The sequence below is a fragment of the Caulobacter sp. GW821-FHT09H08 genome (assembly GCF_059415885.1).
Genome location: NZ_JBWKOC010000003.1, coordinates 556,051 through 580,844 on the forward strand (window position 1 = coordinate 556,051; position 24,794 = coordinate 580,844).

Below are 24,794 nucleotides of genomic sequence, written 5' to 3' on the forward strand. Positions count from 1 at the left end.
TCCCCCGCCATGAGCTCTTCTCCCGCCGCTGAAGCCGCCCGTCGGCGCACCTTCGCCATCATCAGCCACCCCGACGCCGGCAAGACCACGCTGACGGAAAACCTGCTGCTGGCCGGCGGGGCGATCCGGGCCGCCGGCGCCGTGCGCGCGCGCGGCCAGACGCGCCGGACCCAGTCGGACTGGATGAAGATCGAACGCGAGCGCGGGATCTCGGTCTCGGCCTCGGTCATGACGTTCGACCACGATGGCCTGATGTTCAACCTGCTGGACACCCCGGGCCACGAAGACTTCTCGGAAGACACCTACCGCACCCTGACGGCCGCCGACGCGGCGATCATGGTGCTGGACGCCGCCAAGGGCATCGAGCCCCAGACCCTGAAGCTGTTCGAGGTGTGCCGCCTGCGCGACATCCCGATCATCACCTTCATCAACAAGATGGACCGCGAGGCCCAGGACCCGTTCGAGCTCTTGGACGAGGTCTCGTCCAAGCTGGCCCTGGACCCCGCGCCGCTGTACTGGCCGGCCGGTTCGGGCGGCCGCTTCAAGGGCATGCTGGACCTGCGCAACGACAAGTTCATCCCCTACGCCAAGAAGAGCTCGACCGACGAGGAGGGGCATCCGGACCCGATCGCCTTTAAGGGCAATGCGGTGGTCCAGTACCTCGACCCCGATGAGCGGGCCGAGCTGGAAGACAACGCCATGTTGGTCACCGAGGCCGGCAAGCCGTTCGATGTCCAGAGCTTCCTGGAAGGCCACATGACGCCGGTGTTCTTCGGCTCGGCCCTGCGCCACTTCGGCGTGTCGGAGCTGCTGGGCGGCATCGGCGCCTATGCCCCGCCGCCGCATCCGGCCAAGGTCAGCAAGGGCGGCGTCGACACCCATGTCGCGCCCGGCGACAACGAGGTTTCGGGCTTCGTCTTCAAGGTCCAGGCGAACATGGACCCCAACCACCGCGACCGGATCGCCTTCCTGCGCCTGACCAGCGGCCGCTTCACGCGCGGCATGAAGCTGAAGGCCCAGAACACCGGCAAGGCCATGAGCGTCAACGCGCCGATCATGTTCTTCGCCAGCGACCGCGAACTGGCCGAGGACGCCTTCGCCGGCGACGTGATCGGCATCCCCAACCACGGCGTCCTGCGGGTGGGCGACAGCCTGTCCGAGAGCGGGACGATGCGCTTCGCTGGCCTGCCCAACTTCGCGCCGGAAATCCTGCGTCGCGTGCGGGTCAAGGATCCGCTGAAGGCCAAGCACCTGAAGAAAGCGCTGGAAGGCCTGGCCGAGGAGGGGGTCACCCAGTTGTTCCGGCCGATGATCGGCAGCGACTTCATCGTCGGCGCCGTCGGCCAGCTGCAGTTCGAGGTCATGGCCGACCGCCTGGCCAACGAGTACCAACTGGACTGCATCTTCGAGGCCAGCCCCTATGCCGAGGCGCGTTGGCTGGTCGGCGAGCGGGCCGACGTCGAGGACTTCATCAGCAAGCACAAGTCGGCCATGGGCCAGGACATCGACGAACAGCCGGTGTTCCTGGGCAAGTCGTCCTGGGAAATCGGCTACGTCGCCGAGCGCTACCCGAAGGTCCGCTTCGAGCGGACGAAGGAACGGGCGTAGGTCTGGGCTAAAGCCCCGCCAGGTCCCGGTCCATCGCCGCGCCGTCGAACGGCACGACGATGATCTTGCTGCCGTGGCCGTTGCCGCCGGTCTGGGCGTCCTTGGGGATGTCGACCACGGCGAAGGTCATGGCCACGACGTGGCCCTTCTCCATGACCACGCCGGGGCGCTCGAGCTTGTTCCAGTGGTTCGTGGCGCCGTTGGCGTAGCGGATGAAGTCGGCGCCGGGCTCGTAGGCCAGGCCCTGGACCTTCCACTGCGTGACCCCGTCGCGCGAGATCAGGTGATAGGCGCGGCGCTCGCGCCAGTGATTGACGACGATGTGGTACCAGCCGCCGCTGAACCACACGACGGGGTCCTCGAACGCCCGCATGTCGCGCTGGGGTATCCCGGCGACGTCCCGATAGACGCTGTCGCCCATGACGGCGTAGGGGCCGAGGATCCCGGTCTTGCTGATCAGGATCTGTCCTGAGCGGGGGACGATCTGATAGGCCCCGTCGGGTCGCAGCAGGACGCTGAAATTGGCCGCCTTCGCGGGCGTCGCCGTCGGCGTGTCCCGGATCGCGACGTCGCCCGGCGTCTTGACCAGCTGGAAGCGGCTCTGGTCGTAGCTGATCGTCCCCAGCTGGCTCCACGGGCCGTCGATCCTGTTCGAGACGAAGACGTCGCCGCCGCGCGTCTCGCTGACGACGGCGGCATAGCTCCCGTCATCCAGCCTGAGGGCGGTGACGTTGTGGCCCCGGCCGCCCTGGTTGTCGGGCCAGGTCAGGCCTTGGTCGCGATAGGGTCCGAGCAGGGTGTCGCTGATCGCAAGGGTCGCCAGGGAGTCGCCCCAGCCCTTGTGACCGCGCGCCTGGTCCCAGCGGCTGGCGAACATGCGGTACTTGCCATCGGTCCCTTTTAGGATCTGGCCGTCCCAGTAGTTCCACTGGGTCATCGCCGTGTCTTCGAGACCGTTGCGCGGGTCGCGCGGACCGACCTCCGCCGCGCCCCAGGCCGTCATGGACAGCTTCGCGGCCGGCATCGGCTTGAAGTAGTCGATGAACGCCTTCGGCCCCAGCGTCGGCGGCTTTTCGGCGGCGACCTCGGTCGGGGCCTGCGCCGCCCGGGAAGGGGCCGGGCCGACGAGGAGGCAAGTCAGCGCCGCGGCGGCGGCGAATCTGAGACGCACAGACATCGTCATCTCCCTTTCCCGGCCGACCTAGGCTTTCCGCAGTCCGTAGTCCCGCGCCATGCCGCGATAGAGGTCCAGCAAGGCGTTGGCGTCGTAGCGGCCGCCGTGGGTGCGTCTCGCGGGGCGCGGCGAGGGGGCGGCTTGAACGGCGCCTGGGGCCTCGGCGGCGTTGATGCCTTGCGAGAGCAGGTTCGGGCGCGGGCCCTCGCCGGCGTTGTGACCGTCCTGGTCGAAGACGGCCTCCTGGTGGCGCGTCGGCTCCCAGATGAAGGTCCCCCAGCCGCGCTGGTTTGGCGCGTTGTAGACGAGGTCGTTCAGGCAGCGCTTCCGGCTGGAATACTCCGCCGCGTAGAAGCCATGGTCGCGGTAGCGGGACGTGAAGCCGTTGAAGGTCTTCTCCCAGTCGCCCTCGGCCGCCTGCTGGTAGCAGGAGAAGCCCAGGGCATCGAAGCGCACCCCGCGCGAGAGCAGGCTGTCGGTCCAGTGCTGGACGATCGGCCAGTGGCGGCCCAGGTGGTTGTGCAGGCTGGTCTTGGTCTTCGGCGAAACCTGGCGCGTGGCGTCGAGGCCGCTGCTCAGCAGAGCCGCCAGCCTGTCGAAGCCGCCGGCGTCCGGAACGTTCAGGTGGACGGCGTCGGTGCTGGGATTGCCGGTCTTCATCGGCAGCGGCACGCGGCCGTCGGGCCACAGCAGGCCGAAGGTGATCTCGTTGCCGATGACCACCATGTCCGGCGTCGCCCCGGCCTTGTTCAGAGCCGAGAGCACGTCCCGGGTGTGGTCGCCGACGGCCTTCACGAGGCCGTCGAACGGCAGGTCCTTCCAGGCGGCGGGTTTCACCTGCTTCTGCGGGTCGGCCCAGTCGTCGCTGTAGTGGAAGCTGACCGTCAGGTGCATGCCGGCGGCCTTGACCCGCCTGGCCATGGTCACGGTCTGGTCCTTGCCGCACCAGGGATCGACGGCCCGGGCGCGGGAGTAGCCGTTGGCCGGATCGACGAAGACCCGCAGCTTGATGGCGTTCATGCCGGCGTCGGCCAGGATCGCCAGGATGTCCCGTTGCTGGCCGCCGACGGAGTAGGTCGCGCCGTCGGCCTCGTCCTGCGGGATCCACGAGATGTCGGCGCCCAACAGGAACGGGCCGGGCCGCGTCCCCTTCTGGGCCGCAAGAGCGCCGGGCGCGGCCGCCAGCAGGGGCAGGCCGGCCAGCAGGGCGCGGCGATCGAGCTGGAGCATGGTCGTTCCTCCCGCACCCGTTGTTCGGGCGCCTGTCTCATAAAATGAGACATCATTTCATTTTGTGAGTTTAGCCATGGGCGCCCGGCGAAGGGAAGGGCCTCGCACTGGCGGCGGCGCGACGAGTCGCTATACGGAGCCGGAAAACGCCGTTCGGGAACGCATCATGACCGCCCCTCTCGCCATCGGACTGGTCGCTCACGACGACAAGAAGGCCGAGCTGGTTGCCTGGTCCGTGGCCCATGCCGACTTCCTGAAGGACAAGGCGCTGTTCGCCACCGGCACCACGGGCGGCCGGATCCTGGAGGCGCTGCCGACGCTGAACCTGGTGCGGCTGAAGAGCGGCCCGCTGGGCGGCGACCAGCAGTTGGGCGCGATGATCGCCGAGGGCCGACTGGACGTGCTGATCTTCTTCGTCGACCCGCTGTCGCCCCAGCCGCACGACGTCGACGTCAAGGCGCTGATCCGCCTGGCGACCCTGGCCAATATCCCGTTCGCCTGTAACCCGGCGACGGCGGACCTGATCGTGGGTTGCCGGCCGGAATAGGCCAGCTTCTCGCCTCCTCTGCGGGAGGAGAGATCAGCGTGCTTACCCCCCGAACTTCATCAGGTTCGGCTTGGGGATCGCGGCCTTGAAGCTGCCGCGCGACTTCGCGGTATCCAGCCCGAACTCGGCCCAGGCGGCCAGGAAGCCGCTGGCGGCGTCGCCGGGCGTCGCGGGGACCAGGTTCAGGACGGGGCGGGCGGCGAGGGCCGCGCGGGCGGCGGCCCAGGCGTCGGGCTCGGCCGTGGCGTAGACGCCGTCCGAGGCGACCAACTGGCCGGCCAGGCCGGGATCCAGGAACTTCAGCGTGACGGAGGCATCGGTCGGCAGGTCAGACAGGCTGCCCAGGGCCTCGGCCAGGGCGGTCAGGCTCATCGCCGCGCCGGTGGTGCGCCGCTCGCCGCCGGCCGCGCCCTTGATCGCGGTCGGGTCGGTCCCGCCGTCCAGCTTCCGCACGAAAGCCCAGCCGCCATAGCCCGGATCGGGACGGCAGAGGCTGGCGATCCAGACGGTGACGGCGGCCATGGGCGGGCTCCAGAGAGACGACGATGTGGCCGTCTTCTAGCCTGCTTCGCCTAGGCGGGGAGAGGGGAGCGGCATATCGCCCGTGAACGAAAAGTAAACTGGGGATTAAATCTTAGGGTTAACGTCATTTTAAGTTCAGTGAACAATGTTCTAACAGGATGCGTTACCGCCCACCTCGCTGTGTATTCGCTAAAGCAAGAAGTGTGCCAATTCACTACATAATCGCCCATTTTGGTCGAAATTTAGATAAAGGTGTAAAAACATAGGAAATATTTATGGTTAACGCCGCATAAACACAGGTTAACCACTTGTTAAAGTCGTTGGCTCCGGTTTTGCTAATTACGCGTTGAACCTCCGTCGGTCTGTCCCGACGTGGGACGATCCGTAGGCGGAGTGCGCGAGGGATGTTCGAGTTCGGGCGGGATCTGAAGCGGTTGTTCGGCGTCGACGCCGAGGCTGGCTTCAAAGGAGCGTGGCGTGAGGGGCTGACCGGGGGCGATACGTCGCTGCTGGAGCTGCTGGACGTTCGCCTGCTGACCAATGAAGCCCGTTCGGCCGACGTGGTCGCCGGGCGTATCGGGGCCAAGGACCGCGGCGCGCGCCTTCTGGAGGCCGCCGTGATCTGGCGCGAACTGGCTCGCCGCAGCGGCGACGCCGCGGCTCTAAGGAAGGGCGCGGCTCAGGCCGAGGCCGCCGTGAAGATCTTCGAGACCGAGCGTCGTCATGACGCCCTGGCCGCCGCCCGCTGCGAGCAGGCGGTCCTGGCCATGCTGGGCTCGGACCTGTTCGGCGACGAGGGCCTAGTCGCCGCCGCCTCGGCGACCCTGGCCCGCACGCCCGTCAACCAGCGCACCGCGCTGTGTGGGGCGCTCTCCGCCGGCCTGGAAGGCCGGACGGCCCTGTCCCAGAATGATATCGACCGTGCCCTGGCCGCCGTGCAGGCCTATGAAGCGCCCCTGCGCGCCCTGGCGGCCGCCAAGCGCGTGAAGGGCGGGCCGGCGCGCCTGCTGCTGGCCGATCAGCGCGCCGCGCGCATCGAGCTGGTCCTGACCTGCGGCGAACGCATGAAGGATCGATCGCTGGCCGAACTGGCCGTGTCGGAGGCCAAGGCCGCCGCCGCCGTGCTGGATCCCGATTTCGAACCGCTGGCCTGGGCGCGGCTGGAAGGCCTGCGCGGCTCGGCCCTCGTCCTGCTGGGCGAGCTGGACGGCGAGCTGACCCACATCACCGCCGGCGCTGAAGCCCTGTTCGCCGCCGTCGAGGTTCTCTCTTCGGAACACAGTCCGATGGACTGGGCCCGTGCGGGCGCTTCGCTGGGCGCGGCCCTGCAGGCGCTGGGTGAGGCCTCGACCAACGAGCGCGCCTTCGAGCAGGCCGTCTCGGCCTACGATCGCGCCACCATGGTGCTGAAGGCCCAGCCGGCCCTGGCCCTGCGGGCCGTGGTCGCCAACAACCGCGCCCTGTGCCTGGCCCGCTGCGCCGAGCTGACCGCCGACCTGGCCGTGCTGGACGCCGCCGAACTGGCTTTCAAGGCCGAGCTCTCGGCCGCGCCGGGCGCGCGCGATCCGGCCAGCTGGGCCGTGGCCCAGATGAACCTGGCCCGTCTGTACGAAGCCCGTGTCGAGATCACCGGTCGCGACGACGGCCGTCTGGCCCGGGCCGGCGCGGCCCTGGCCTGCGCCTTCGACGTCTTCTCGGAACTGGGCCTGCGGTCGCTGACCGAGCTGGCGGCACAAAGCCTGCAACGACTGAAACAGGCCCACGCCGCCTGATCCGAAATGGAACACCGGCGGTAAGGGCCGCCGAAAAAGACAAGTACAAGAGGGATGAACACGTGATCGCTTCGCTCGCTCTGGCCGCCGCCCTGTCCAACGCCGCTCCGGCGAAGGGCGCGTCCGACATGCTCATCCCGGCTTCGGAGCCGCGCATGGCGGTGGCCGTGCTGAACTGCCTGGTCAAGAACGACGGTCGCCTGACGGCCTGCACCGTTCAGGACGAGACCCCGGGCGACCTCGGCGTCGGCCAGGCCGCGCTGTCGATGGCGTCGCAGTTCCAGGTCGACCTGCTGGGTCCGGACGGCAAGAGCCGCGCCGGCTCGTACATCCAAGTCCCGGTGCGCATTCGCATCCGGTAGTCGCCTAACAGTAATCTCCCAGAGGCGGGGAGCGACGACTGTCTTGTGGTGGGACAGAGCGTCGCGCCCCGCCTCTTCCCACTTCCCAAATCGCAAGTCCTAACGCCCTGTTAACCATAACGGGCGCATTTTCACGCCTCGAAACAACGCGGCCAGTACGGCCGAATCCGACGAGGCTTTGCATGACGGGCGCCGAGGTTCTTGATGTCGGTCGCGATGCGATCTGGCTGACGATCCAACTGGTCGCGCCCTGCCTGATCGTCGGCCTGGTGGTCGGCGTCGCCATCGGCCTTTTCCAAGCCCTGACCCAGATCCAGGAACAGACCCTGGTCTATGCGCCGAAGATCGTCGCCATCTTCGTGTCCCTGCTGATCTTCCTGCCGCTGATGGGCTCGCTGATGAGCGGCTTCATGCGCCAGATCGCCGCCCGCATCGCCGGCATGTAGGGAAGGGCGAGCGCTCCGTGAATTCCTTCGCCACGGCGTTTCAGGTCTATGTCGCCGCCCTCGTGTTCGCACGGGTGGGCTCCATGGTCATGACCATGCCCGGCATTGGCGAGCAGTCGGTGCCGCCGCGCATCCGCCTGTCCTTCGCCCTGCTGATGGCGCTCGTTTTGGGACCGCTGGTCTCCAACACCGTGCCGCCGATCCCCAACACCCTGGGCGGGCTGGTCGGCGCGGTGATCCACGAGATCCTGATCGGCCTGATGGTCGGCTCGGTCCTGCGCCTGTTCATGAGCTCGCTGACGACGGCGGGCGAAATCATCTCGATGCAGACCACCCTGTCGTTCGCCCAGAGCACCAACCCCTCGATGCAGGGCTCGAGCACGGCGGTGGCCACCTTCCTGTCGATGATGGGCCTGACCCTGGTGATGGCCACGGGCCTGCATCACCTGTTCATCGGCGCGATCGTCAAGTCCTACACCCTGTTCCCGTTCACTCGCCCGGTGCCGATCAACGACGCCGTCACCCTGGCGGTGCAGACCGTGGCGCAGTCGTTCACGCTGGGCGTCCAACTGGCCGCGCCGGTGATCGTGTTCTCTCTGGTCTTCAACCTCGCCACGGGCCTGGTCGGCCGGGTCATGCCCGCCTTCCAGATCTTCTTCGTGGCCTCGCCGCTCAGCGTGATCCTGGGCCTGTCTCTGCTGGCGCTGTCCCTGGGCGGCATCGCCATGGTCTGGACCGACCGCTACCGCGAACTCCTGAACGTGTTCAGCTAGGAGGCGCGCATGGCGGACGACACAGATCCAGAGTCGAAAACAGAAGATCCATCAGCCAAGAAGCTTTCGGATGCGCGCGCCAAGGGCGACGTCGTCAAGTCGGCCGACATCCCGCAACTGGCCTCGCTGGCCGGCGCGGTGTCGGTGATCCTGATAGCCGGCGGCTGGCTGACGCGCGACCTGGCCTCGGCCCTCTATCCCTTCATCGCCCATGCCGGGACGATCGACGTGTCCAGTGGCGGGGCGATGGTCGTGATGAAGCAGGCGACCCTGGCCGCCATGCCGCCGCTGCTGCTGGTGATGATCGTCACGGCCGTCATGGGCGTGGTGGCCAATATCAGCCAGACGGGCTTCATGCTGACGCCCGAAAAGCTGAAGCCTGACTTCAACAAGCTGGACCTGATGAAGGGCCTGGGCCGCATCTTCGGCATCGACGGCATGGTCCAGTTCGCCAAGTCGGTGGTGAAGTTCAGCGTCACCGGCATCATCGCCTGGATGGTGCTGAAGCCGCATATCGGCGAGGTGCGCAACCTGGTCGGCATGGACGTCGCGGTGATCCTGCCCGAGGCGATGAAGCTGTCGAAGAGCCTGTTCATCGCGGTGATCATCTTCCTCATCGGCACCGCGGCCTTCGACTACTTCTGGCAGCGCATGCGCTTCATGAACCGCATGCGCATGACCCTCCAGGAGGTCAAGGAAGAGTACAAGCAGTCGGACGGCGACCCGCACATCAAGGGCAAGCGCAAGCAAATCCAGATGCAGCGCTCGCGCCAGCGGATGATGCAGGCGGTGCCCAAGGCGACCGTGGTCGTCATGAACCCGACCCACTACGCCGTCGCGCTGAAGTACGAACCCGGCGAGACGCCGGCCCCGATGTGCGTGGCCAAGGGCGTCGACGAGCTGGCCCTGAAGATCCGCGCCATCGCCGAGGAGCACGGCGTGCCGGTGTTGGAAGATCCGCCCCTGGCGCGCGCCCTGCACGCCAGTGTCGAGGTCGATGAAGAGATCCCCGTCGAGCACTTCGAAGCCGTGGCCAAGGTCATCAGCTTCATCATGAACGGGAAGAAGCCGCAGGCTCGCGAGCAGGCCCGCGCGCGTCCGATGTGACGCTGACTCCACAAAAATGACCTACAGCGCGGGAAACGCTATGGTTTCCTCGATTGCGGGTGAGTCGCAGCCTCACCGTAGAAGGTAACATTGCCGCCCATGGCCGATTTCCAGCTCCAGGACAAAGCCTCCACCGGCGCATCGCGTCGGCGCTTCGATCCGTGGCTGATGGGCGCGGCGGTGTTCTTCGTGGCAGCGGCGGCGTTCTCGGCCGCCCCGGCGCTGAAGGCCGGGCCGACCACTCTGGCGGGTCTGCTGCTGCTGCTGGGCGTGGCCGGCGTGTCGATCCTGGGCCTGGTGGCCATTCGCGGCTCGGCCGCGTCGGGCAACGACGCCGACCAGGCCGAGGGTTTTATCGAGGCCCTGAGCGAACCCGCCGCCCTGGCCGCCGCCGACGGCCGCCTGCTGGCCGCCAATCCGACCTGGCGCGAGATGATGGGCGACAGCCGACGCCTGCCCAAGGGCGTGGCCGGCTCCAGCCTGTTCGCCGCCCTGGTCCAGGCCCGCAAGGGCGAGATGGCCGAGGGCGTCCTGCGCGCCGGCGAGGCCGACCACACCGCCAAGGTCTCGCGCCTTGCCGGCGGACGCCTGCTGATCCGCCTGACCCCGATCGTTGTCGCCGAGCCGGTGGTCGAGGTCGCGGCGCCCGCGCCCGTGGCCGAACGCGCCGCCCCGCCGCCCAGCTCGCTGGACGCCTTCGCCGGCGCCTCGCCGTTCGGCGCGGCCCTGCTGGAAGGCAGCGAGCCCTTCAAGTCCAAGGTGCTGGAAGCCAACCCGGCCCTGAACGCCATGACCGGCGCCAAGGCCGGCATGGTCTTCGGCGACCTGATCGACCCGGCCTCGCGCACCGAGGCCGAGACCCGCATGAACGAGGGCCGCGCCGGTCCGTTCGAGGTCCGCCTGGCCCGCGATCCCAGCCGGATCGTCCACCTCTATCTCTACCGCGCCGAGGACCGCGTGGTGGCCTACATGATCGACGTGTCCGAGCAGAAGCAGATGGAGCTTCAGTTGGCCCAGTCGCAGAAGATGCAGGCCATCGGCCAACTGGCCGGCGGCGTCGCCCACGACTTCAACAACCTGCTGACCGCCATCCAGCTGCGCCTGGACGAGCTGTTGCACCGTCACCCCGTCGGCGACCCGTCGTACGAGGGCCTCAACGAGATCCGCCAGACGGGCGTTCGCGCCGCCGACCTGGTCCGCAAGCTGCTGGCCTTCTCGCGCAAGCAGACCGTCCAGCGCGAGGTGCTGGACCTGGGCGAGCTGATCTCCGAGTTCGAGGTTTTGCTGCGCCGCCTGCTGCGCGAAGACGTCAAGTTGATCACCGACTACGGTCGCGACCTGCCGCAGGTCCGCGCCGACAAGAGCCAGCTCGAGACGGCGGTCATGAACCTGGCCGTCAACGCCCGCGACGCCGTGCGCGCGGCCAAGGGCGGCGGTATCGTGCGCATCCGCACCGCCCGCCTGACCCGCGACGAGGCCATCGGCCTGGGCTTCCCGGCGGCCGAGAGCGACTGCGCCTTCATCGAGGTCAGCGACGACGGCCCCGGCATCCCGCCCGACGTCATGGGCAAGATCTTCGACCCGTTCTTCACCACCAAGCCGGTGGGCGAGGGCACGGGCCTGGGCCTGGCCACGGTCTACGGCATCGTCAAGCAGAGCGACGGCTGGATCCACGTCCACAGCCGTCCGGGCGAGGGCGCGGCGTTCCGCATCTTCCTGCCGATCTACGAGGCCCCGGCCGGCGTCATCGCCGCCCAGCAGGCCGCCGCCGCCGAGCCGGTCAAGCCACGCGCCGCCCGCGACCTGTCGGGCGCCGGCCGCATCCTGTTCGTCGAGGACGAGGACGCCGTCCGCAGCGTCGCCGCCCGCCTGCTGCGCGCGCGTGGCTACGAGGTGTTGGAGGCCGCCGACGGCGAGGAAGCGTTGATCATCGCCGAGGAAAACGCCGGCACGATCGACCTCCTGATCTCCGACGTGATCATGCCCGGCATCGACGGCCCGACCCTGCTGAAGAAGGCCCGCGTCTATCTGGGCGCCGCGCCGGTGATGTTCATCTCCGGCTATGCCGAAGCCGAGTTCAGCGACCTGCTGGAAGGCGAGACCGGCGTGACCTTCCTGCCCAAGCCGATCGACATCAAAACCCTGGCCGAGCGGGTCAAGCAGCAGCTGCAGGCGGCTTAGGGCCGTCTAATCCTCCCCCTTGGGGGGAGGATTGTGAATCAGCGCTTCGCCTGCGCTACTTCCCTCATGTCGACGTTACCGCTAACTCGCCGCGCCGCCACAGGCCTCGGCCTCGCCTTTCTCGCCACGCCGGTCCCGATCTCAAGAGGTTGGGCCGCCGGCTCGACCGCCCCGCGTTGGGGCGTTCACGAGATCGCGCTGAAGGCGGCCGCCCCCGGCAATCCGTTCGACGTCGCGCTGTCCGCCACGTTCACCGACGGCAAGACCACCCTGAAGATCCGGGGCTTCTTCGACGGTGACGGGACCTGGCGCATCCGCTTCAGCCCGCCGACCGAAGGCCTATGGCGCTGGACGACAGCGAGCCCTGTCAAGGCGCTGAACGGCAAGACCGGGACGGTCACCGCCGTCGCGCCGCGCCCAGGCGACCACGGCCCGCTGCACGTCGTGGGCGGCTATCACTTCGCCCACGCGGACGGGACGCCGTACCGCCAGGTCGGCACAACCGCCTATGCCTGGGCGCAGCAGTCCGACGCGCTCTGCGACCAGACTCTGGCCACGCTGAAGGCCTCGCCGTTCAACAAGGTGCGGATGTGCGTCTTCCCGAACGTGGCGGCCGAGCCGATCCATCCGTTCGGGAAGGCCGGTGAGAGCTGGAACTACGACCGCCTGAACCCGGCCTATTTCCGTCGCCTGGAAGACCGCGTCCGGCGGCTGGGTGAGCAGGGGATCCAGGCCGACCTGATCCTGTTCCACCCCTACGACGCCAAGAGCGGCTGGCACGCCATGACCCCGGCGCGGGACGACCGCTACGTCCGCTACATGGTCGCCCGGTTTGCCAGCTTCTCGAACGTCTGGTGGTCGCTGGCCAACGAGTATGACCTGGTGAAGCCGAAATCCGTCGCCGACTTCGAGCGGATCGGCCAGTTGATCCAGCGCGAAGACCCGTACGGTCGCCTGCGCTCGATCCACAACTGGCGGGAGCTCTACGACAACGGCCGGCAGTGGATCACCCACGCCAGCATCCAGAACGGCTCGGCCGTGCTGGACGACACCAGCGCCGAGATCCTGCGCAGCGTGTGGCGCAAGCCGGTAGTCTATGACGAGGTCCGCTACGAGGGCGACATCGATCAGCGCTGGGGCAATCTCACGCCCCAGGGCATGGTCGAGCGCTTCTGGCACGGCCTGGTCGCCGGGACCTATGTCGGCCACGGCGAGATCTATAAAGGTCCCACTGGGGGCGGCGACGGCTGGACCGCCAAGGGCGGCAAGCTGCATGGCGAAAGCACGCCGCGCCTGGCCTTCCTGAAGTCGGTCATGGAGGCGGGGCCCAAGCCCGGCTTCGAGCCGATCGACAAGTGGTGGGACCAGCATCTGGGCGGCCAGGCGGGCTCGTACTACCTGCGCTACTTCGGCCAGGCCGCGCCGACGGAATGGGCCTTGGCCCTGCCCAAGGACGAGCTGAAAGGTGGCGAGCGGTTCCAGGTCGATATCCTCGACACCTGGAACATGACCGTGACGCCGGTCGAGGGCGCCTTCGTCATGGCCAAGAAGGATGCCTACTTCCTGCACGACCCCAACCGGCCGACTGTGGCGCTGCCCGGCCGGCCGTGGATGGCGGTGCGAGTGCGGCGGGTTTGAACGTCGAAACCCCGCCCTTCGACAAGCTCAGGGTGAGGGTTCGATTGAGGCGCCGCAAAAAGTAGACCTCACCCTGAGCTTGTCGAAGGGCGAGGGCGGCCCCTCACGCCTTCGCCGGCAGGAACTTCGGATTCCGCAGCAGGGCCGCGCTGACCAGAGCCACCAGCAGGCCGACCGGGAAGATCTCGGCGAAGGTCATCGGCATCCGGAACAGCGGGTTGGCGTATTGCACCTTCATGGTCTGCATCTCGGCCGCCAGCTTGGCGTAGTCGGCGGCGGAGATGCCCGCGGCCTTCTTCTGGGCCAGCATGCTGGCCGTGTACTCGTCCATGAAGCGGTAGTGGGTGAGGGCCAGATAACCCTCCCAGATCAGCACATAGGCGACGCCGGCGACCACCGCGACGCCCAGGCCGATCAGGAAGGCCGGCCAGAACTTGATCACCCCGCCCAGCACCTTGTCGCGGTGCTGCTTGATGGCCAGCAGGATCGCCGACAGGCCCACCAGCATGATCAGATAGCCAAGGAACAGGCTGTGCTTGGCGGACATGACGATGGTGGCGATCATGCCCAGGATGATGATCACGCCCGAGATCAGGCCGTAGGTCAGGATGGTGCGCTTCATGGTGTTCCTCCTCCGCGCCGCCCCCTGCGACGCGCCCTCAAGCTGCCCGTTCTCGTCGCCGGAACGGTATCGCCCAAACGGGTGAATTCGACCGTTTCGCGTCTTGGGGTGACGGTCAAGCTCGGCAAGGGGAGCCTAGGGGATCAGCGCCAGCTCGCGCGCCTTGCCGACCGCCTGGGTGCGGCGGCTGACCTCCAGCTTGCCATAGAGGTTGGCGACGTGGGTTTTCACGGTGTTGGGCGAGAGGCCAAGGTCGCGAGCGATCTCCTTGTTGGAGAGTCCGGCGGCCAGGCGCTCCAGCACCTTCACCTCCTGGCCGGTCAGGCCGAGCGACGCCAGGGCGGCGTCGTTGCGCGCGAAGGTCTCGGGCCGCGCCCGCGCCGCCAGCTTGAAGCCGACCCAGACCCCGCCTGCCGCGAAGGCCACGCCGACCAGGCCGACATAGGCTCGCCAGGGGAAGGCTTTCAGCAGGAACTGCTGCTCCAGCCATTGCAGGGCAAAGGCCCCGACGGCCAGGACCAGCGCCCAGACGAGGATGGTGCGGATCATCGGGGAAGGGTGCGTGATCGCAGCCCCGCGTCAACCAGGCTCAGCCCAGCCGCGCCTTGGCCTCGGGCGGGGCGACCTGGTCGAACAGGATGCGCAGGTGCTGGTCCTTGGCGTGGTCGTTGTGCAGCTCCCACGACAGCGAGACCGGCAGGCGCAGGCGGCCGCCGTCGGGCAGACGGGCGATCAGCACGCGCCACGAGTAACCATCGCCCGGATCGCCCAGCGGATCCTTGAACTCGACCGGCGCGGGGTCGCGCAGGCGGAACAGGCGCTCGGGATTGGCCTCGAACCAGACGCGGTCGGCCTCGGCGGCGGGATCTTTAATGACCTTGGCGGTGAGTTTACGAGCCATGAGGGCGTCCTAGCATCAAGCGCGCCGACTTCCCATCCGCCAGCGGCGGATGAGAAGCCGGTCAAACGCGTGATGGTCGCCTAGCGCCAGCGCGCGCCGGGACCGCTGAAATAGGTCCGGATCACGTGCCCCCAGGGGATGATGACCGGGAAGATCACGACCATCAGGCAGGCGAAGGTCACCGACCAGGTATTGGCGTCCATCTGGCCCGACAGCTGCTTGGGCAGGGCCACGGTGGTCAGCCAGATCACCTTCCAGGCGACCTCGAACATCAGCAGCGGCAACATGCGCAGCGGATGGCGCAGGCCCATGAACGCCACCAGCGACAGCGCCCCCAGCATGCACTGGACGACGCCTTGCATCAGCTTCCAGGACGCGTGGTCCTGAACGATGCCGGGCCAGACCTGGGCGCCCAGGGCGAAGGCGATCAGCGCGTAGCCCACGCGCAGCAGGTTGAGCCGCCAGGCGGGCAGGCCGCCGTTGACGGTGTCCGGGGCGGGATCGGTCCAGGCCTTGGCGGTGTCGACGGCGGCCATTATTCGACCTCCTTCAGGATCTTCTCGATGCCGGCCAGGCGAGCCTTGATCTCGTTCAGGCCGTCCAGCAGTTCCTGCTGCTTGTTGGCGTCCTGCAGCCGGGCTCGGGCCTGCACGACGGCCGCGCCGTAGCGCATGCCGAAGACCAGCAGGATGGTCAGCAGCGGCAGGGCAAGCGTCAGAAGAAATATAGGCTCGCGCATTCAACGCCCCTCTTTCTCGGGTTTGTGGGACAGCGTGACGACCGCCGCCGCGATGCTTTCGGGCGTCAGTTCGACGTGGAAGGGCTGGGCTTCGAAGTAGTTCAGCGCCTTGCCGTCGGCTGACAGTTCCAACTGGCTGGAGACCAGGCCGGCCTCTTCCAGCTTGTTCAGGTGCAGGTGGAGCAGGGGGCGGCTGATGCCGATCTCCCGCGCCAGCTGGCTGACATAGTTGCGTCCGCCGACCTTGAGCGCCGCGAGGATGCGGAGCCGATGCGGGTTGTCGAGCGCCGCCAGGATGGCGGCCAGCTCGTCTCCCGAGATCGCTGTCGGTTCAGATTTCATATGTCAGTTATTTCTGACATGTGAAAGTGAGTCAATGGGCGTCCGCGAAGCCTTTCAGCGGGAGGGCAGGGACGCTACCTCGCCACGACCCTTGGCAGGGCGGTGATCGGCTCCAGCACGATGTCGCGGAAGAAGGTCTCGGCGCCCTCCGACTGCAGCTGGATCGCGCCGTGAGTCAGGGGCTTACCGTCGGCGGTCAGGTCGCGGACCTCCATCACCGGCACGCCGTTGACGACATGGACCGCGCGGTCGCCCAAGACATAGAGGTCCAGGGTGTTCCACTCGCCGGCGGGCTTTTCGGCGTCGCTATGGGCCTCGACGTTCCAGTTCGCCGTGCCGCCCTTCGCGGCGAGGGCGCGGCCGCCGGGGGCGTAGCGCAGCTTCGGCGCGATCAGCGAGGCGTCGTCGACGCCGTCGGTCACGACCGCGATGGCCTCGCCGACAGGGACGACCATGCCGACCGAGCCGGTCATGATCTCGAACTCGACCGACTGGCTCCAGGTGCCCCAGACCACGCCCGGCGCGCCGTGTGTGTGGTATAGTAGGCCGTTGTTGGGCGCCTGGTCCTGGCGCGGCGCCCAGCGGCCCTTGCCCCACTTGTATTGCAGGCGCAGGTGGTAGTCTCGGAAGTCGCCCTTGTGGACCAGGCTGCCCCAGGTCTTGCCGTTGACGTAGAGGGCGGGGCGGCCGTCCTCGACCACGACCTTGAACATCTCCGCGCTCTGCACGGTCGCGCCGATCGGAGCGATGGGCGGGCGCTTGTAGGTCACGGCGGGATCGGCGTAGCCGAGCCAGGCGTCCCAGGCCTTGAGGTCCTTGCCGTTGAACAGCGAGACCGCCGGGCCGGTCGCCTGGGGAACGTCCGTCAGCGACAGCACGGCGCGGGGCTCGGCCAGGGCGGAGCCGGCGACGGCCAAGGTCAGGGCGAAGGTCAGGGTCTTCAACATGCGTCCTCCCGCGCCCACTCCGGGACGGCGCCTCACCGTATCTGGCAGCGCTGTCATATCAAGCCTCAAGCGGCGCGATGGGGACGCTCAGCGCCGACGTTCCATCACCACGATGGGCGCGCCCTTGAAGGTGGCATGGGTCTTCAGGGTGAAGCCGACCTTGGTCGCCAGGGCGATCGAGGGGGTGTTCTCGACGTCGATGATGCAGGGCACGACCGGCGGCGCGTGGACTTCGTCGATCCAGGCTAGGCCCGCGCAAACCGCCTCGGTCCCGAAGCCTTGGCCATGCGACCAGGCCGCCAGCACCCAGCCCATCTCGGGCAGGCCGTACAGGCTGGGCTGCAGCTCGCGGCGCAGGTCGGCGAAGCCCACCTCGCCGACATAGCGGCCGGTCGAGGTCTCGCGCACCGCCCAGTAGCCGAAGCCTAGGACTTCCCACAGGCCACGAGCCCGCATCAGGCGGGTCCAGCTCTCCTCCTCGGTGAAGGCCCGGCCGCCCACGTGCCTGACCACCAGCGGGTCGGCCCACATGGCGCGACTGTCCTCGAAGTCGGACAGCTGCGGCGGGCTCATGGTCAGGCGGGCGGTGGTCAGGGTCGGAGCAGGCATGACGACTCGGGTTTGCGAGTTGAGCGCGGGGCAAGCTACACCGGCTCGCCGATCAAAGAAGACCCAGGGCCTCATGACCACGCCGCAAGACGCCATCGCCGCCCGCCGCAAGCTGACCAACAAGCTGATCGCCGCCAAGGACGCCGCGCGCCTGCGGCCGTTCTTCGACCCGCGCGTGACGCTGATCGCCGGCGACGGCTCGCTGCTGCTGGGCGCCGAGGACGTGCTGGCCGCCTTCGCCAGCCAGTTCGCGGAGAAGGGTTTCGGCGCCTATGTCCGGACGACCGAGGAGATCTCACTGAACAGCGAGGGGACCCGCGCCGCCGAGCGTGGCCGCTGGGTCGGCTCCTGGAAGGACGCGCCCGAGCAGTCGGGGACCTATCTGGCGACCTGGAAGAAGGTGACCGGGCAGTGGATCATCGAGAACGAACTGTTCGTGACGCTGGCGTGAGCAACGGGCCGAGCGGGCGTTAGATGACAGGGAATTAATTTTTCCGTCCGGGAGAGCAGCCCTACGGCTTCGTCCTCCAATACGGTTCCCGGGAGGAACAGCCTTGCTCAATCGTCGCCATATGATGTTCGCCACCGCCGCCGCGGGCTTCGCCGCCACGGGCGGTCTGCCGACCCTGGCCCTGGCCCGCGAGGGTGAAGTCGCCAAGCTCAACGCCTTGTTCGACGACATCATGGCCAAGCAGCTGCGCCAGTCGCCCGAGACGGCGACGGGCCTGGGCCTGGACAGCGGCGACCTGGCCTGGACCAAGAGCCTGCTCAGCGACCGCTCGTCGGCCGCCATCAAGGCCGGCGCGGCCCAGACCAGCGATCAGCTGGCCGCCCTGCGCGGCATCGACCGTCGCGCCCTGAAGGGCATGGACGCCGTGAACTACGATACCGTCGAGTTCGTGCTGGCCGTCCAGGACGAGGGCAACAAGAAGTTCAGCTACGGCGGCGGCGGTTCGGGCGCGCCCTACATCCTCAGCCAGCTGACCGGCAGCTACCAGTCGATGCCGGACTTCCTGGACACCCAGCACGCCATCGAGACCAAGGCCGATGCCGACGCCTATCTGTCGCGCATGGAGGGCTTCGCACGCCTGATGGACCAGGAAACCGCCCTGGCCAAGCAGGACATGGCCGACGGCGTGATCCCGCCGGACTTCGTCATCGACAAGACCCTGATCCAGATGAAGGCCTTCGCCGACACCCCGACGGCCGAGGCGCCGCTGGTCAAGTCGATCGCCCGCCGGACCAAGGAGAAGAACATCGCCGGTGACTGGGCGGGCGAAGCGACCAAGGTCTACCTGAACTCGGTCCTGCCGGCCCTGAAGCGCCAGATCGCGCTGCTGGAATGGGCGCGTCCCAAGGCCGTGCACGACGCCGGCTGCTGGCGGCTGAAGGACGGTGGCGACTACTACGTCACGTCGCTGAAGAACTACACGACCTCGACCCTGACCCCCGACGAGATCCACCAACTGGGCTTGGACCTGGTGAAATCGATCTCGGCCGAGGCCGACAAGCTGTTCAAGAGCATCGGCATGAAGACCGGCACGGTCGGCGAGCGCATGCGCGAACTTGGCAAGGACGTTTATCCGAACACCGATGCGGCCAAGGAACAGCTGATCGCCGACCTCAACGTCAAGGCCAAGTGGATCGAGAAGCAGCTGCCGGCCTATTTCGGCGCGCTGCCGAAGGCCCCGCTGGAAATCCGCCGCGTGCCCAAGGCCATCGAGGCCGGCCAGCCGGCGGGCTACTACAATTCGCCGTCGCTGGATGGAAAGCGCCCCGGCATCTACTGGATCAATCTGCGTGACACCAAGGAACAGCCGAAGTTCTACCTGACCACCCTGACGGTGCACGAGGGCGTCCCGGGCCACCATCTGCAGCTTTCGCTGTCGAACGAGGCCCAAGGGCTTCCGATGCTGCGCAAGACCATCGGCTTCGCGGGCTACAGCGAGGGCTGGGCGCTCTATTCCGAGCAGCTGGCCGTCGAAATGGGCATCTACAAGACCGACCCGCGCGGCCAGATCGGCATGCTGCACGACGCCCTGTTCCGCGCGGTGCGCCTGGTGGTCGACACCGGCATGCACCACAAGAAGTGGAGCCGCGAGCAGGCCGTGAGGTACATGGCCGAGACCATGGGCGACGAGGAAAGCGGCTCGATCACCGAGATCGAACGCTACGTCGTGTGGCCGGGCCAGGCCTGCAGCTACATGATCGGCAAGATCGTCTGGCTGCGCGCCCGGGCCAAGGCCCAGAAGGCGCTGGGCAAGAAGTTCGACATCCGCGAATTCCACGACGCGGGCCTGCTCTCGGGCATGACCCCGCTGACCGTGCTGGAACGCGCGATCGACGACTACATCGTCGCCAAGGGCGGCAAGGCGTAGTCGTTCAAACACTGCCGTCATCCCGCGCTTTATGCGCGGGACCCATGGTTCAGCTTAGGTATGCACCTCACGTGCAGCGGACAAATGGGTCCCGCGAACAAGTCGCGGGATGACGGTGAGATTTTGAGAAGCTCGGGGAGCCCTAGCTCCAGCTGTCCGAAACGCCCGCGCGCCGCGCCACGCCCTTGACCGGCGCGCTGGGCCGCAGGGCCGCCGCGGGCTTGTCGCCCGGCTTGCCGTAGAGCCAGCCCTGGGCGAAGTCGACGCCGGCCTGGCGGACGATCTCCTCGACCTCCACGGTCTCGACCATCTCGGCCACCGTGCGGATGTTGAGGTCCTTGCACAGCTCCACGAGGCGACGCACCAGCGCGCCGTCGCGGCCGTTGTCGGCCAGCTCGCGGACGTAGCGGCCGTCGATCTTCACGATGTCCAGGTTCAGCTGCTGCAGATAGGCGAACGAGGACGAGCCGGCCCCGAAGTCGTCCAGGCAGACCATCGAGCCCATGGCGCGCAGGCTCTGGATGTGCTGGTTGGCGACCGTCAGGTTGTCGATGGCGCAGGTCTCGGTGACCTCGAAGATCAGCCGGTTCTTGGCCTCGTCGAACTTCGACAGCAGGCGGCCGACATGGTCGACGAAGGCCTCGTTGCCGATGGTCCGGCCCGAGACGTTCACCGCCAGGCGCAGCTTGCGCTCCTGGTCGTTGGCCAGCTTCTTGACCGCCTGCTCGACGATCGCGTGGTCCAGTTCCTCGATGAGGTCGAATTCCTCGGCCATCTTGATCATGGCGAAGGGGCTGCCGCCGTCCTCGAAGCGCACCAGCACCTCGTGGTGGTGGGCCAGGCCCGTGGCTAGCGAGACCACCGGCTGGAAGGCGAGGGTGAAGCGGCGCTGGCTGACCGCCACGCCCAGGGCGCCGGCGCGGGCCAGGGTGCGCTTGACCGAGCGATTCATCGCCTCCGACAGCGTCATCGGCGGCATGTCCTTGAGGCCTTCGCGCAGGAAGTCGTCGAGGGCGTAGCGCAGGGCGCGCAGGGAGCGGGCCGAGCCGCCGCCCTCCATCGGCACGACGTGGGCATTGGCCTCGGCGGCGACCATGCGGGTCAGGCGCTTGACCATGTTCTCGGGACGGTCGTCGCGCTGGCGCAGCAGGGCGAAGCGGTCCGGGGTGAGCTGGGTGGCGGCCGCGCCGCCGTGGGACTCGGCGCGCACGGCGCTGGCGACGCGCACGTCCAGGGCGGCGGCCTCGCTGGGCGTCAGGCCTTCGCGCATGGCGCCCAGGCCGGCGAACTCGACCATGGCCAGTTCCAGCTCAAGGCCGGTGACGCGGGCGGCCTCGAACAGGCCCTGGGCGATGTCGTCGAACGACTCGCGCGGTTGCAGGCTGCTGGCGCTCAGGGCCGGGCCGGCCGGCTGGGCGGCGGTGACGGCGCAGGAGACGCGGCCTTCGTTCTCGGGCAGGGCGCGCAGGACGACGCGGACATGGCGGCTGTCCTTGCCGGCGAGGCGCAACACGACGGGGCCCCGGCGCACGCTGTCGTCGGCGCAGGCCAGCATGGCTTGCATCAGCGGCTGGTCGTCGGGATCAAACAGGTCGGACCAGGATTGGCCGGTGAGCCCGACCTCGGTCATGCCCATGACCTTCTGCGCGGCGCCAAGCGCCAGGCGCACGCGGCCGTTCTGCAGCTCCACGAGTAGGTCGGCGCTGGCGAACGCCAGGCCGAGAAGGCGACGCGGATCGATCGACAAGGCGGCAGTCCCCCCAAGAAGCGGACAAGCTTGCACGGCGGGACTTAAGGACGGGTTTCGCCGCGCGGGTGCGACATTCTGTCAGGTCTCGGCGCGAACTTGGCCTTAGCTGACGCTATAGACGTACTCCGGCCGGCCATAGACGCCGATCAGGTTGACGCCGAAGTTGGCCCCGTCGGCCAGGTCCGTCAGAAACGCGGCGTTCGAGAGCGCGTAGGTGCCGACGTCGGCCTTCTCGGCCTCGGCCAGCAGCCAGCCGACCATCGCCGCCTTGGTCCCCAGGCCGTTCGCGCCGTCGCCGCCATAGTAGGCGAAGTACTGGGCGCGAGACATGGTCACGCCGTTCATCACGAACGTCGGGTCCAGCAGGGCGTGGAGCTTGGTGTCGCTGGGCGTGGCGCCGAAGATGGCCGCATAGGCCTGGCGGGTGGCCGCGAACAGGTCGAGCGAGCCATAGGCCGCCTGGAACTGCGCCTGGCCCGCGCCGACCTTGCCCAGATTGACGGCGAAGTTGATGTAGCGGTTCTCCAGCGAGAACAGCTGGTAGTAGGCCGAGTTGATGTTGTTCGGATTGCTGCCCGTCGGCGAGACCAGATAGTCGATGCCGCCCAGCGAGGGGATCGAGCCGGTGAAGAACTGATAGCTCAAGATCGCCACCGAGGTCGTGGCGTCCGCCGTCTTGACGATCTGGGCGATGGCGGCGGCCTGGGTCATGGTCCCGGCCCCGACCTTGGTCGCCAGGTCGGTGACCGTGGCGTTGCTGGTCTGGCGCAGGATGTTCGTCCCCGCCGTCAACACCACCTGCGACGGCTGGGCCGAGGCGATGTCGGCCACCGACAGCTTGTAGGTGCCCGTGCCCGAGGCGACCATGGACTGGGCGGACAGGTAGTACGTCCCGCTGGTCTGGACAGCGTAGCTGCCGCGAGAATTGAGGTTTGTGCCGCCATCGTCGTACGTGCCGATCAGCGCGCCCGTGCTTGAGCGCAGCTCCAGCACGGGATCCGCCAGCGTCCCGGCGCCGGTCGACGAGCCCTCGAGATCGAACCGGTAGGTGTGTCCGGCCACCAGGGTGACCTTGAACCAGTCGACGTCGCCGGCGATCTCGACCGTCCCTGTCGTGGAGCCCCCGACGGAGACCGCGCCCGTCGTCGCCGTGGTCGAAAGATAGTCGTCGACGATCGCCGCGCCCTTGGCGCCGTAGATCGAGGTGATCCCCGCGATGTCGTCGCTCGACAGCTTGCCGCTGAGGTTCTGGCTGTTGGCCAGGTAGTACATGACCGCGCTCATGATGGGGCTGTGTTCCAGTCCCAGCGCGTGGCCGATCTCGTGGACAGCGACCTCGTAGAAGGTGGTCGGGTCGTCATAGGCGTCGACGTCGAAATAGATCTGCGCCGTCGCGTAGTTGACCCCGCTGAACCAGGAGGCGGTGGTCCCCAGGGTCGATCCCTGGCCGGGGCCGGCGCGGCCGTCGATCGCCAGGTTGCCGACCCGGATGTTGACGCTGGCCGAGTCCGTGGCCTGGACGAAGTGGATGTTCGCCACGGCCTCCCAAGCGGCGAAGGCCGCCACGACCGAGGTCTGGTAGTTCACGTTGATCGGGGTGTCGAAGTCCTTGTAGCCCTGGTACGTCGTCTTCAGCGTGCTGTAGTTCGACGTCGCGAAGCTCCAGGTGACCGTGGTGGTCCCGCCGCTGGCCGCCCAACGTTCCCCAGACAGAACAGGCATGGCTCGGTCTCCGTGCGTCGCCGATGGGGCGCTTGGCGCCAGTCTAGGCCCGCACGGCCTAATCCGACCTTAAATTGGCTACGACAGAAACGGTCGTTTCTATGGGTGAGAACATCTTGCGAACTTGGAACAAAGCATGTACGCATTAAACATGTTCCACAGGCCGTTGTGGCGGGGCGCGGGAAGCGCCGATCGGGCGGCCGGAATCATGGGATAGAGGCGGATCAACAATGACAAGTCAGGCGGCTTTGAAACTCGTGGGCAAGGAAGAAGGCGACAAGCAACGCGCGCTAGAGGCGGCTCTCGCCCAGATCGACCGTGCGTTCGGCAAGGGCTCGGTGATGAAGCTGGGCGAAAAGGGCAAGGTCGAGATGGAGTCCGTCTCCACCGGCTCGCTCGGCCTGGACATCGCGCTCGGCATCGGCGGTCTGCCCAAGGGGCGGATCATCGAGGTCTACGGCCCGGAAAGCTCGGGTAAGACGACCCTGGCCCTGCACGTGGTGGCGGAAGTCCAGAAGGCCGGCGGCACCGCCGCCTTCGTCGACGCCGAGCACGCGCTCGACCCGTCGTACGCGCACAAGCTGGGCGTCAATCTCGATCACCTGCTGGTCTCGCAGCCCGACAACGGCGAACAGGCCCTGGAGATCACCGATACCCTGGTGCGCTCGGGCGCCGTCGACATCGTGGTCATCGACTCGGTCGCGGCCCTGACCCCGAAGGCGGAAATCGAAGGCGAGATGGGCGACAGCCTGCCGGGCCTGCAAGCCCGTCTGATGAGCCAGGCGCTGCGCAAGCTGACCGCCTCGATCAACAAGGCCAACACCATCGTCATCTTCATCAACCAGATCCGTCACAAGATCGGCGTGATGTACGGCAGCCCGGAAACGACGACGGGCGGCAACGCGCTGAAGTTCTACGCCTCGGTGCGCCTGGACATCCGCCGCACCGGCTCGGTGAAGGTCCGTGACGAGATCATCGGCAACAACGTCCGCGTGAAGGTCGTGAAGAACAAGGTGGCCCCGCCGTTCCGCGAGGTCGAGTTCGACATCATGTACGGCGAGGGCATCTCCAAGCTGGGCGAAGTCATCGACCTGGGCGTCAAGGCCGGGATCATCGACAAGGCCGGCTCGTGGTTCTCGTACGGCAGCCAGCGCATCGGCCAGGGCCGCGACAATGTCCGCGAGTTCCTGAAGACCAATCCGGACGTCGCCGCCTCCATCGAGGCCGCTGTCCGCAAGTCGTCGCAGAAGATCGAGGAAGAGCTCCTCGTCGGCGGTCCGGAAGAGGGCGAAGAGGACTAGTCCTCGGCCCCAAGAGTTCGCGGCCTTCGCCCGTTTTCGCGGGCGTCCCCGCCTTCAACACGCCCGCGGCGGACCGCCGCGAAGGCCGCGATATCAGGCCGCCTGGACCCCATGCCAGGCGGC

General features: G+C 67.7%; 25 protein-coding genes. 12 read left to right on the top strand and 13 right to left on the bottom strand.

Annotation, left to right across the window (positions count from 1 at the left end):
- Window positions 1-9 precede the first annotated feature (9 nt).
- The gene (locus tag AC07NN_RS12225) at window positions 10-1,608 is read left to right on the top strand and encodes a peptide chain release factor 3 (protein ID WP_494641039.1); all 1,599 of its coding nucleotides are present in this window, start codon (window positions 10-12) and stop codon (window positions 1,606-1,608) included.
- 7 nt (window positions 1,609-1,615) lie between these two features.
- Here the strand turns inward: AC07NN_RS12225 and AC07NN_RS12230 are convergent, their stop codons facing one another.
- Both AC07NN_RS12230 and AC07NN_RS12235 read right to left on the bottom strand, forming a co-directional pair.
- Entirely contained in the window at window positions 1,616-2,785 is a 1,170-nt protein-coding gene (locus AC07NN_RS12230; RefSeq protein ID WP_494641041.1) for a glycoside hydrolase family protein, read from the bottom strand.
- A gap of 24 nt (window positions 2,786-2,809) precedes the next feature.
- On the bottom strand, window positions 2,810-4,012 hold the full coding sequence (locus AC07NN_RS12235; protein WP_494641043.1) for a glycosyl hydrolase 53 family protein: 1,203 nt from the start codon (window positions 4,010-4,012) through the stop codon (window positions 2,810-2,812).
- Between the two features lie 166 nt (window positions 4,013-4,178).
- Between AC07NN_RS12235 and AC07NN_RS12240 the strand changes: the two genes are divergently transcribed.
- Entirely contained in the window at window positions 4,179-4,559 is a 381-nt protein-coding gene (locus AC07NN_RS12240; RefSeq protein ID WP_494641045.1) for a methylglyoxal synthase, read from the top strand.
- Window positions 4,560-4,601: 42 nt separating this feature from the next.
- Here AC07NN_RS12240 and AC07NN_RS12245 read toward each other — a convergent pair whose 3' ends face one another.
- Entirely contained in the window at window positions 4,602-5,081 is a 480-nt protein-coding gene (locus tag AC07NN_RS12245; protein WP_494641047.1) for a ribonuclease H family protein, read from the bottom strand.
- A 404-nt stretch (window positions 5,082-5,485) separates the two neighbouring features.
- On the opposite strand from AC07NN_RS12245, the gene AC07NN_RS12250 reads away from it, so the two are divergent.
- The 7 genes from AC07NN_RS12250 (at window position 5,486) to AC07NN_RS12280 (ending at window position 13,360) form a co-directional block, all read left to right on the top strand.
- On the top strand, window positions 5,486-6,853 hold the full coding sequence (locus tag AC07NN_RS12250; RefSeq protein WP_494641049.1) for a hypothetical protein: 1,368 nt from the start codon (window positions 5,486-5,488) through the stop codon (window positions 6,851-6,853).
- A gap of 62 nt (window positions 6,854-6,915) precedes the next feature.
- The gene (locus tag AC07NN_RS12255) at window positions 6,916-7,215 is read left to right on the top strand and encodes a hypothetical protein (RefSeq protein WP_494641051.1); all 300 of its coding nucleotides are present in this window, start codon (window positions 6,916-6,918) and stop codon (window positions 7,213-7,215) included.
- 182 nt (window positions 7,216-7,397) lie between these two features.
- Window positions 7,398-7,661 (top strand): flagellar biosynthesis protein FliQ, encoded by a 264-nt coding sequence (gene fliQ / locus AC07NN_RS12260; protein ID WP_494641052.1) that lies wholly within the window; start codon window positions 7,398-7,400, stop codon window positions 7,659-7,661.
- Window positions 7,662-7,678: 17 nt separating this feature from the next.
- Window positions 7,679-8,434, top strand: coding sequence for a flagellar biosynthetic protein FliR (fliR, locus tag AC07NN_RS12265; RefSeq protein ID WP_494641054.1), 756 nt, complete (start codon window positions 7,679-7,681; stop codon window positions 8,432-8,434).
- Window positions 8,435-8,443: 9 nt separating this feature from the next.
- Window positions 8,444-9,541, top strand: a complete 1,098-nt coding sequence (gene flhB / locus AC07NN_RS12270) for a flagellar biosynthesis protein FlhB (RefSeq protein ID WP_494641056.1) — start codon at window positions 8,444-8,446, stop codon at window positions 9,539-9,541.
- Window positions 9,542-9,640: 99 nt separating this feature from the next.
- The gene (gene cckA, locus AC07NN_RS12275; RefSeq protein ID WP_494641058.1) at window positions 9,641-11,722 is read left to right on the top strand and encodes a cell cycle histidine kinase CckA; all 2,082 of its coding nucleotides are present in this window, start codon (window positions 9,641-9,643) and stop codon (window positions 11,720-11,722) included.
- A gap of 66 nt (window positions 11,723-11,788) precedes the next feature.
- Window positions 11,789-13,360: a DUF5605 domain-containing protein gene (locus AC07NN_RS12280; protein ID WP_494641060.1), complete on the top strand. Its 1,572-nt coding sequence runs from the start codon at window positions 11,789-11,791 to the stop codon at window positions 13,358-13,360.
- A gap of 103 nt (window positions 13,361-13,463) precedes the next feature.
- Here AC07NN_RS12280 and AC07NN_RS12285 read toward each other — a convergent pair whose 3' ends face one another.
- The 8 genes from AC07NN_RS12285 to AC07NN_RS12320 form a co-directional block, all read right to left on the bottom strand.
- On the bottom strand, window positions 13,464-13,982 hold the full coding sequence (locus AC07NN_RS12285) for a DUF4199 domain-containing protein (RefSeq protein WP_494641061.1): 519 nt from the start codon (window positions 13,980-13,982) through the stop codon (window positions 13,464-13,466).
- A gap of 135 nt (window positions 13,983-14,117) precedes the next feature.
- A complete protein-coding gene (locus tag AC07NN_RS12290; protein ID WP_494641063.1) occupies window positions 14,118-14,531 on the bottom strand; it encodes a helix-turn-helix transcriptional regulator in 414 nt (137 codons plus the stop codon).
- Window positions 14,532-14,571: 40 nt separating this feature from the next.
- Window positions 14,572-14,883, bottom strand: a complete 312-nt coding sequence (locus AC07NN_RS12295; RefSeq protein WP_494641065.1) for a hypothetical protein — start codon at window positions 14,881-14,883, stop codon at window positions 14,572-14,574.
- 80 nt (window positions 14,884-14,963) lie between these two features.
- Window positions 14,964-15,419 (bottom strand): hypothetical protein, encoded by a 456-nt coding sequence (locus tag AC07NN_RS12300; protein ID WP_494641067.1) that lies wholly within the window; start codon window positions 15,417-15,419, stop codon window positions 14,964-14,966.
- Window positions 15,419-15,622 carry a hypothetical protein gene (locus AC07NN_RS12305; RefSeq protein WP_494641069.1) on the bottom strand — a complete coding sequence of 68 codons (204 nt, stop codon included), beginning with the start codon at window positions 15,620-15,622 and terminating at the stop codon, window positions 15,419-15,421. The genes AC07NN_RS12300 and AC07NN_RS12305 overlap by 1 nt, the downstream gene beginning before the upstream one ends.
- Window positions 15,623-15,964 (bottom strand): ArsR/SmtB family transcription factor, encoded by a 342-nt coding sequence (locus tag AC07NN_RS12310; protein WP_494641071.1) that lies wholly within the window; start codon window positions 15,962-15,964, stop codon window positions 15,623-15,625.
- A gap of 74 nt (window positions 15,965-16,038) precedes the next feature.
- Complete coding sequence (locus AC07NN_RS12315; protein ID WP_494641914.1) at window positions 16,039-16,929, bottom strand: 3-keto-disaccharide hydrolase; 891 nt, start codon at window positions 16,927-16,929, stop codon at window positions 16,039-16,041.
- Between the two features lie 69 nt (window positions 16,930-16,998).
- The gene (locus AC07NN_RS12320; protein ID WP_494641073.1) at window positions 16,999-17,520 is read right to left on the bottom strand and encodes a GNAT family N-acetyltransferase; all 522 of its coding nucleotides are present in this window, start codon (window positions 17,518-17,520) and stop codon (window positions 16,999-17,001) included.
- A gap of 73 nt (window positions 17,521-17,593) precedes the next feature.
- Between AC07NN_RS12320 and AC07NN_RS12325 the strand changes: the two genes are divergently transcribed.
- Entirely contained in the window at window positions 17,594-17,971 is a 378-nt protein-coding gene (locus AC07NN_RS12325; RefSeq protein ID WP_494641074.1) for a nuclear transport factor 2 family protein, read from the top strand.
- Between the two features lie 103 nt (window positions 17,972-18,074).
- Complete coding sequence (locus AC07NN_RS12330) at window positions 18,075-19,898, top strand: DUF885 domain-containing protein (protein ID WP_494641076.1); 1,824 nt, start codon at window positions 18,075-18,077, stop codon at window positions 19,896-19,898.
- A 142-nt stretch (window positions 19,899-20,040) separates the two neighbouring features.
- On the opposite strand, the gene AC07NN_RS12335 is transcribed toward AC07NN_RS12330, so the two are convergent.
- Entirely contained in the window at window positions 20,041-21,645 is a 1,605-nt protein-coding gene (locus tag AC07NN_RS12335; RefSeq protein WP_494641078.1) for an EAL domain-containing protein, read from the bottom strand.
- 105 nt (window positions 21,646-21,750) lie between these two features.
- On the bottom strand, window positions 21,751-23,370 hold the full coding sequence (locus tag AC07NN_RS12340; protein ID WP_494641080.1) for a matrixin family metalloprotease: 1,620 nt from the start codon (window positions 23,368-23,370) through the stop codon (window positions 21,751-21,753).
- Window positions 23,371-23,600: 230 nt separating this feature from the next.
- On the opposite strand from AC07NN_RS12340, the gene recA reads away from it, so the two are divergent.
- Complete coding sequence (gene recA, locus AC07NN_RS12345; RefSeq protein WP_494641082.1) at window positions 23,601-24,671, top strand: recombinase RecA; 1,071 nt, start codon at window positions 23,601-23,603, stop codon at window positions 24,669-24,671.
- Window positions 24,672-24,794 lie beyond the last annotated feature (123 nt).

Coding starts and splice junctions, on each gene's coding strand:
- AC07NN_RS12310 (WP_494641071.1), bottom strand. CDS start 15,964: ATGAAATCTGAACCGACAGCGATCTCGGGAGACGAGCTGGCCGCCATC.
- AC07NN_RS12245 (WP_494641047.1), bottom strand. CDS start 5,081: ATGGCCGCCGTCACCGTCTGGATCGCCAGCCTCTGCCGTCCCGATCCG.
- AC07NN_RS12230 (WP_494641041.1), bottom strand. CDS start 2,785: ATGTCTGTGCGTCTCAGATTCGCCGCCGCCGCGGCGCTGACTTGCCTC.
- AC07NN_RS12325 (WP_494641074.1), top strand. CDS start 17,594: ATGACCACGCCGCAAGACGCCATCGCCGCCCGCCGCAAGCTGACCAAC.
- cckA (WP_494641058.1), top strand. CDS start 9,641: ATGGCCGATTTCCAGCTCCAGGACAAAGCCTCCACCGGCGCATCGCGT.
- recA (WP_494641082.1), top strand. CDS start 23,601: ATGACAAGTCAGGCGGCTTTGAAACTCGTGGGCAAGGAAGAAGGCGAC.
- AC07NN_RS12340 (WP_494641080.1), bottom strand. CDS start 23,370: ATGCCTGTTCTGTCTGGGGAACGTTGGGCGGCCAGCGGCGGGACCACC.
- AC07NN_RS12290 (WP_494641063.1), bottom strand. CDS start 14,531: ATGATCCGCACCATCCTCGTCTGGGCGCTGGTCCTGGCCGTCGGGGCC.
- AC07NN_RS12280 (WP_494641060.1), top strand. CDS start 11,789: ATGTCGACGTTACCGCTAACTCGCCGCGCCGCCACAGGCCTCGGCCTC.
- AC07NN_RS12250 (WP_494641049.1), top strand. CDS start 5,486: ATGTTCGAGTTCGGGCGGGATCTGAAGCGGTTGTTCGGCGTCGACGCC.
- AC07NN_RS12225 (WP_494641039.1), top strand. CDS start 10: ATGAGCTCTTCTCCCGCCGCTGAAGCCGCCCGTCGGCGCACCTTCGCC.
- AC07NN_RS12295 (WP_494641065.1), bottom strand. CDS start 14,883: ATGGCTCGTAAACTCACCGCCAAGGTCATTAAAGATCCCGCCGCCGAG.
- AC07NN_RS12235 (WP_494641043.1), bottom strand. CDS start 4,012: ATGCTCCAGCTCGATCGCCGCGCCCTGCTGGCCGGCCTGCCCCTGCTG.
- AC07NN_RS12300 (WP_494641067.1), bottom strand. CDS start 15,419: ATGGCCGCCGTCGACACCGCCAAGGCCTGGACCGATCCCGCCCCGGAC.
- AC07NN_RS12320 (WP_494641073.1), bottom strand. CDS start 17,520: ATGCCTGCTCCGACCCTGACCACCGCCCGCCTGACCATGAGCCCGCCG.
- fliQ (WP_494641052.1), top strand. CDS start 7,398: ATGACGGGCGCCGAGGTTCTTGATGTCGGTCGCGATGCGATCTGGCTG.
- AC07NN_RS12240 (WP_494641045.1), top strand. CDS start 4,179: ATGACCGCCCCTCTCGCCATCGGACTGGTCGCTCACGACGACAAGAAG.
- AC07NN_RS12305 (WP_494641069.1), bottom strand. CDS start 15,622: ATGCGCGAGCCTATATTTCTTCTGACGCTTGCCCTGCCGCTGCTGACC.
- flhB (WP_494641056.1), top strand. CDS start 8,444: ATGGCGGACGACACAGATCCAGAGTCGAAAACAGAAGATCCATCAGCC.
- AC07NN_RS12285 (WP_494641061.1), bottom strand. CDS start 13,982: ATGAAGCGCACCATCCTGACCTACGGCCTGATCTCGGGCGTGATCATC.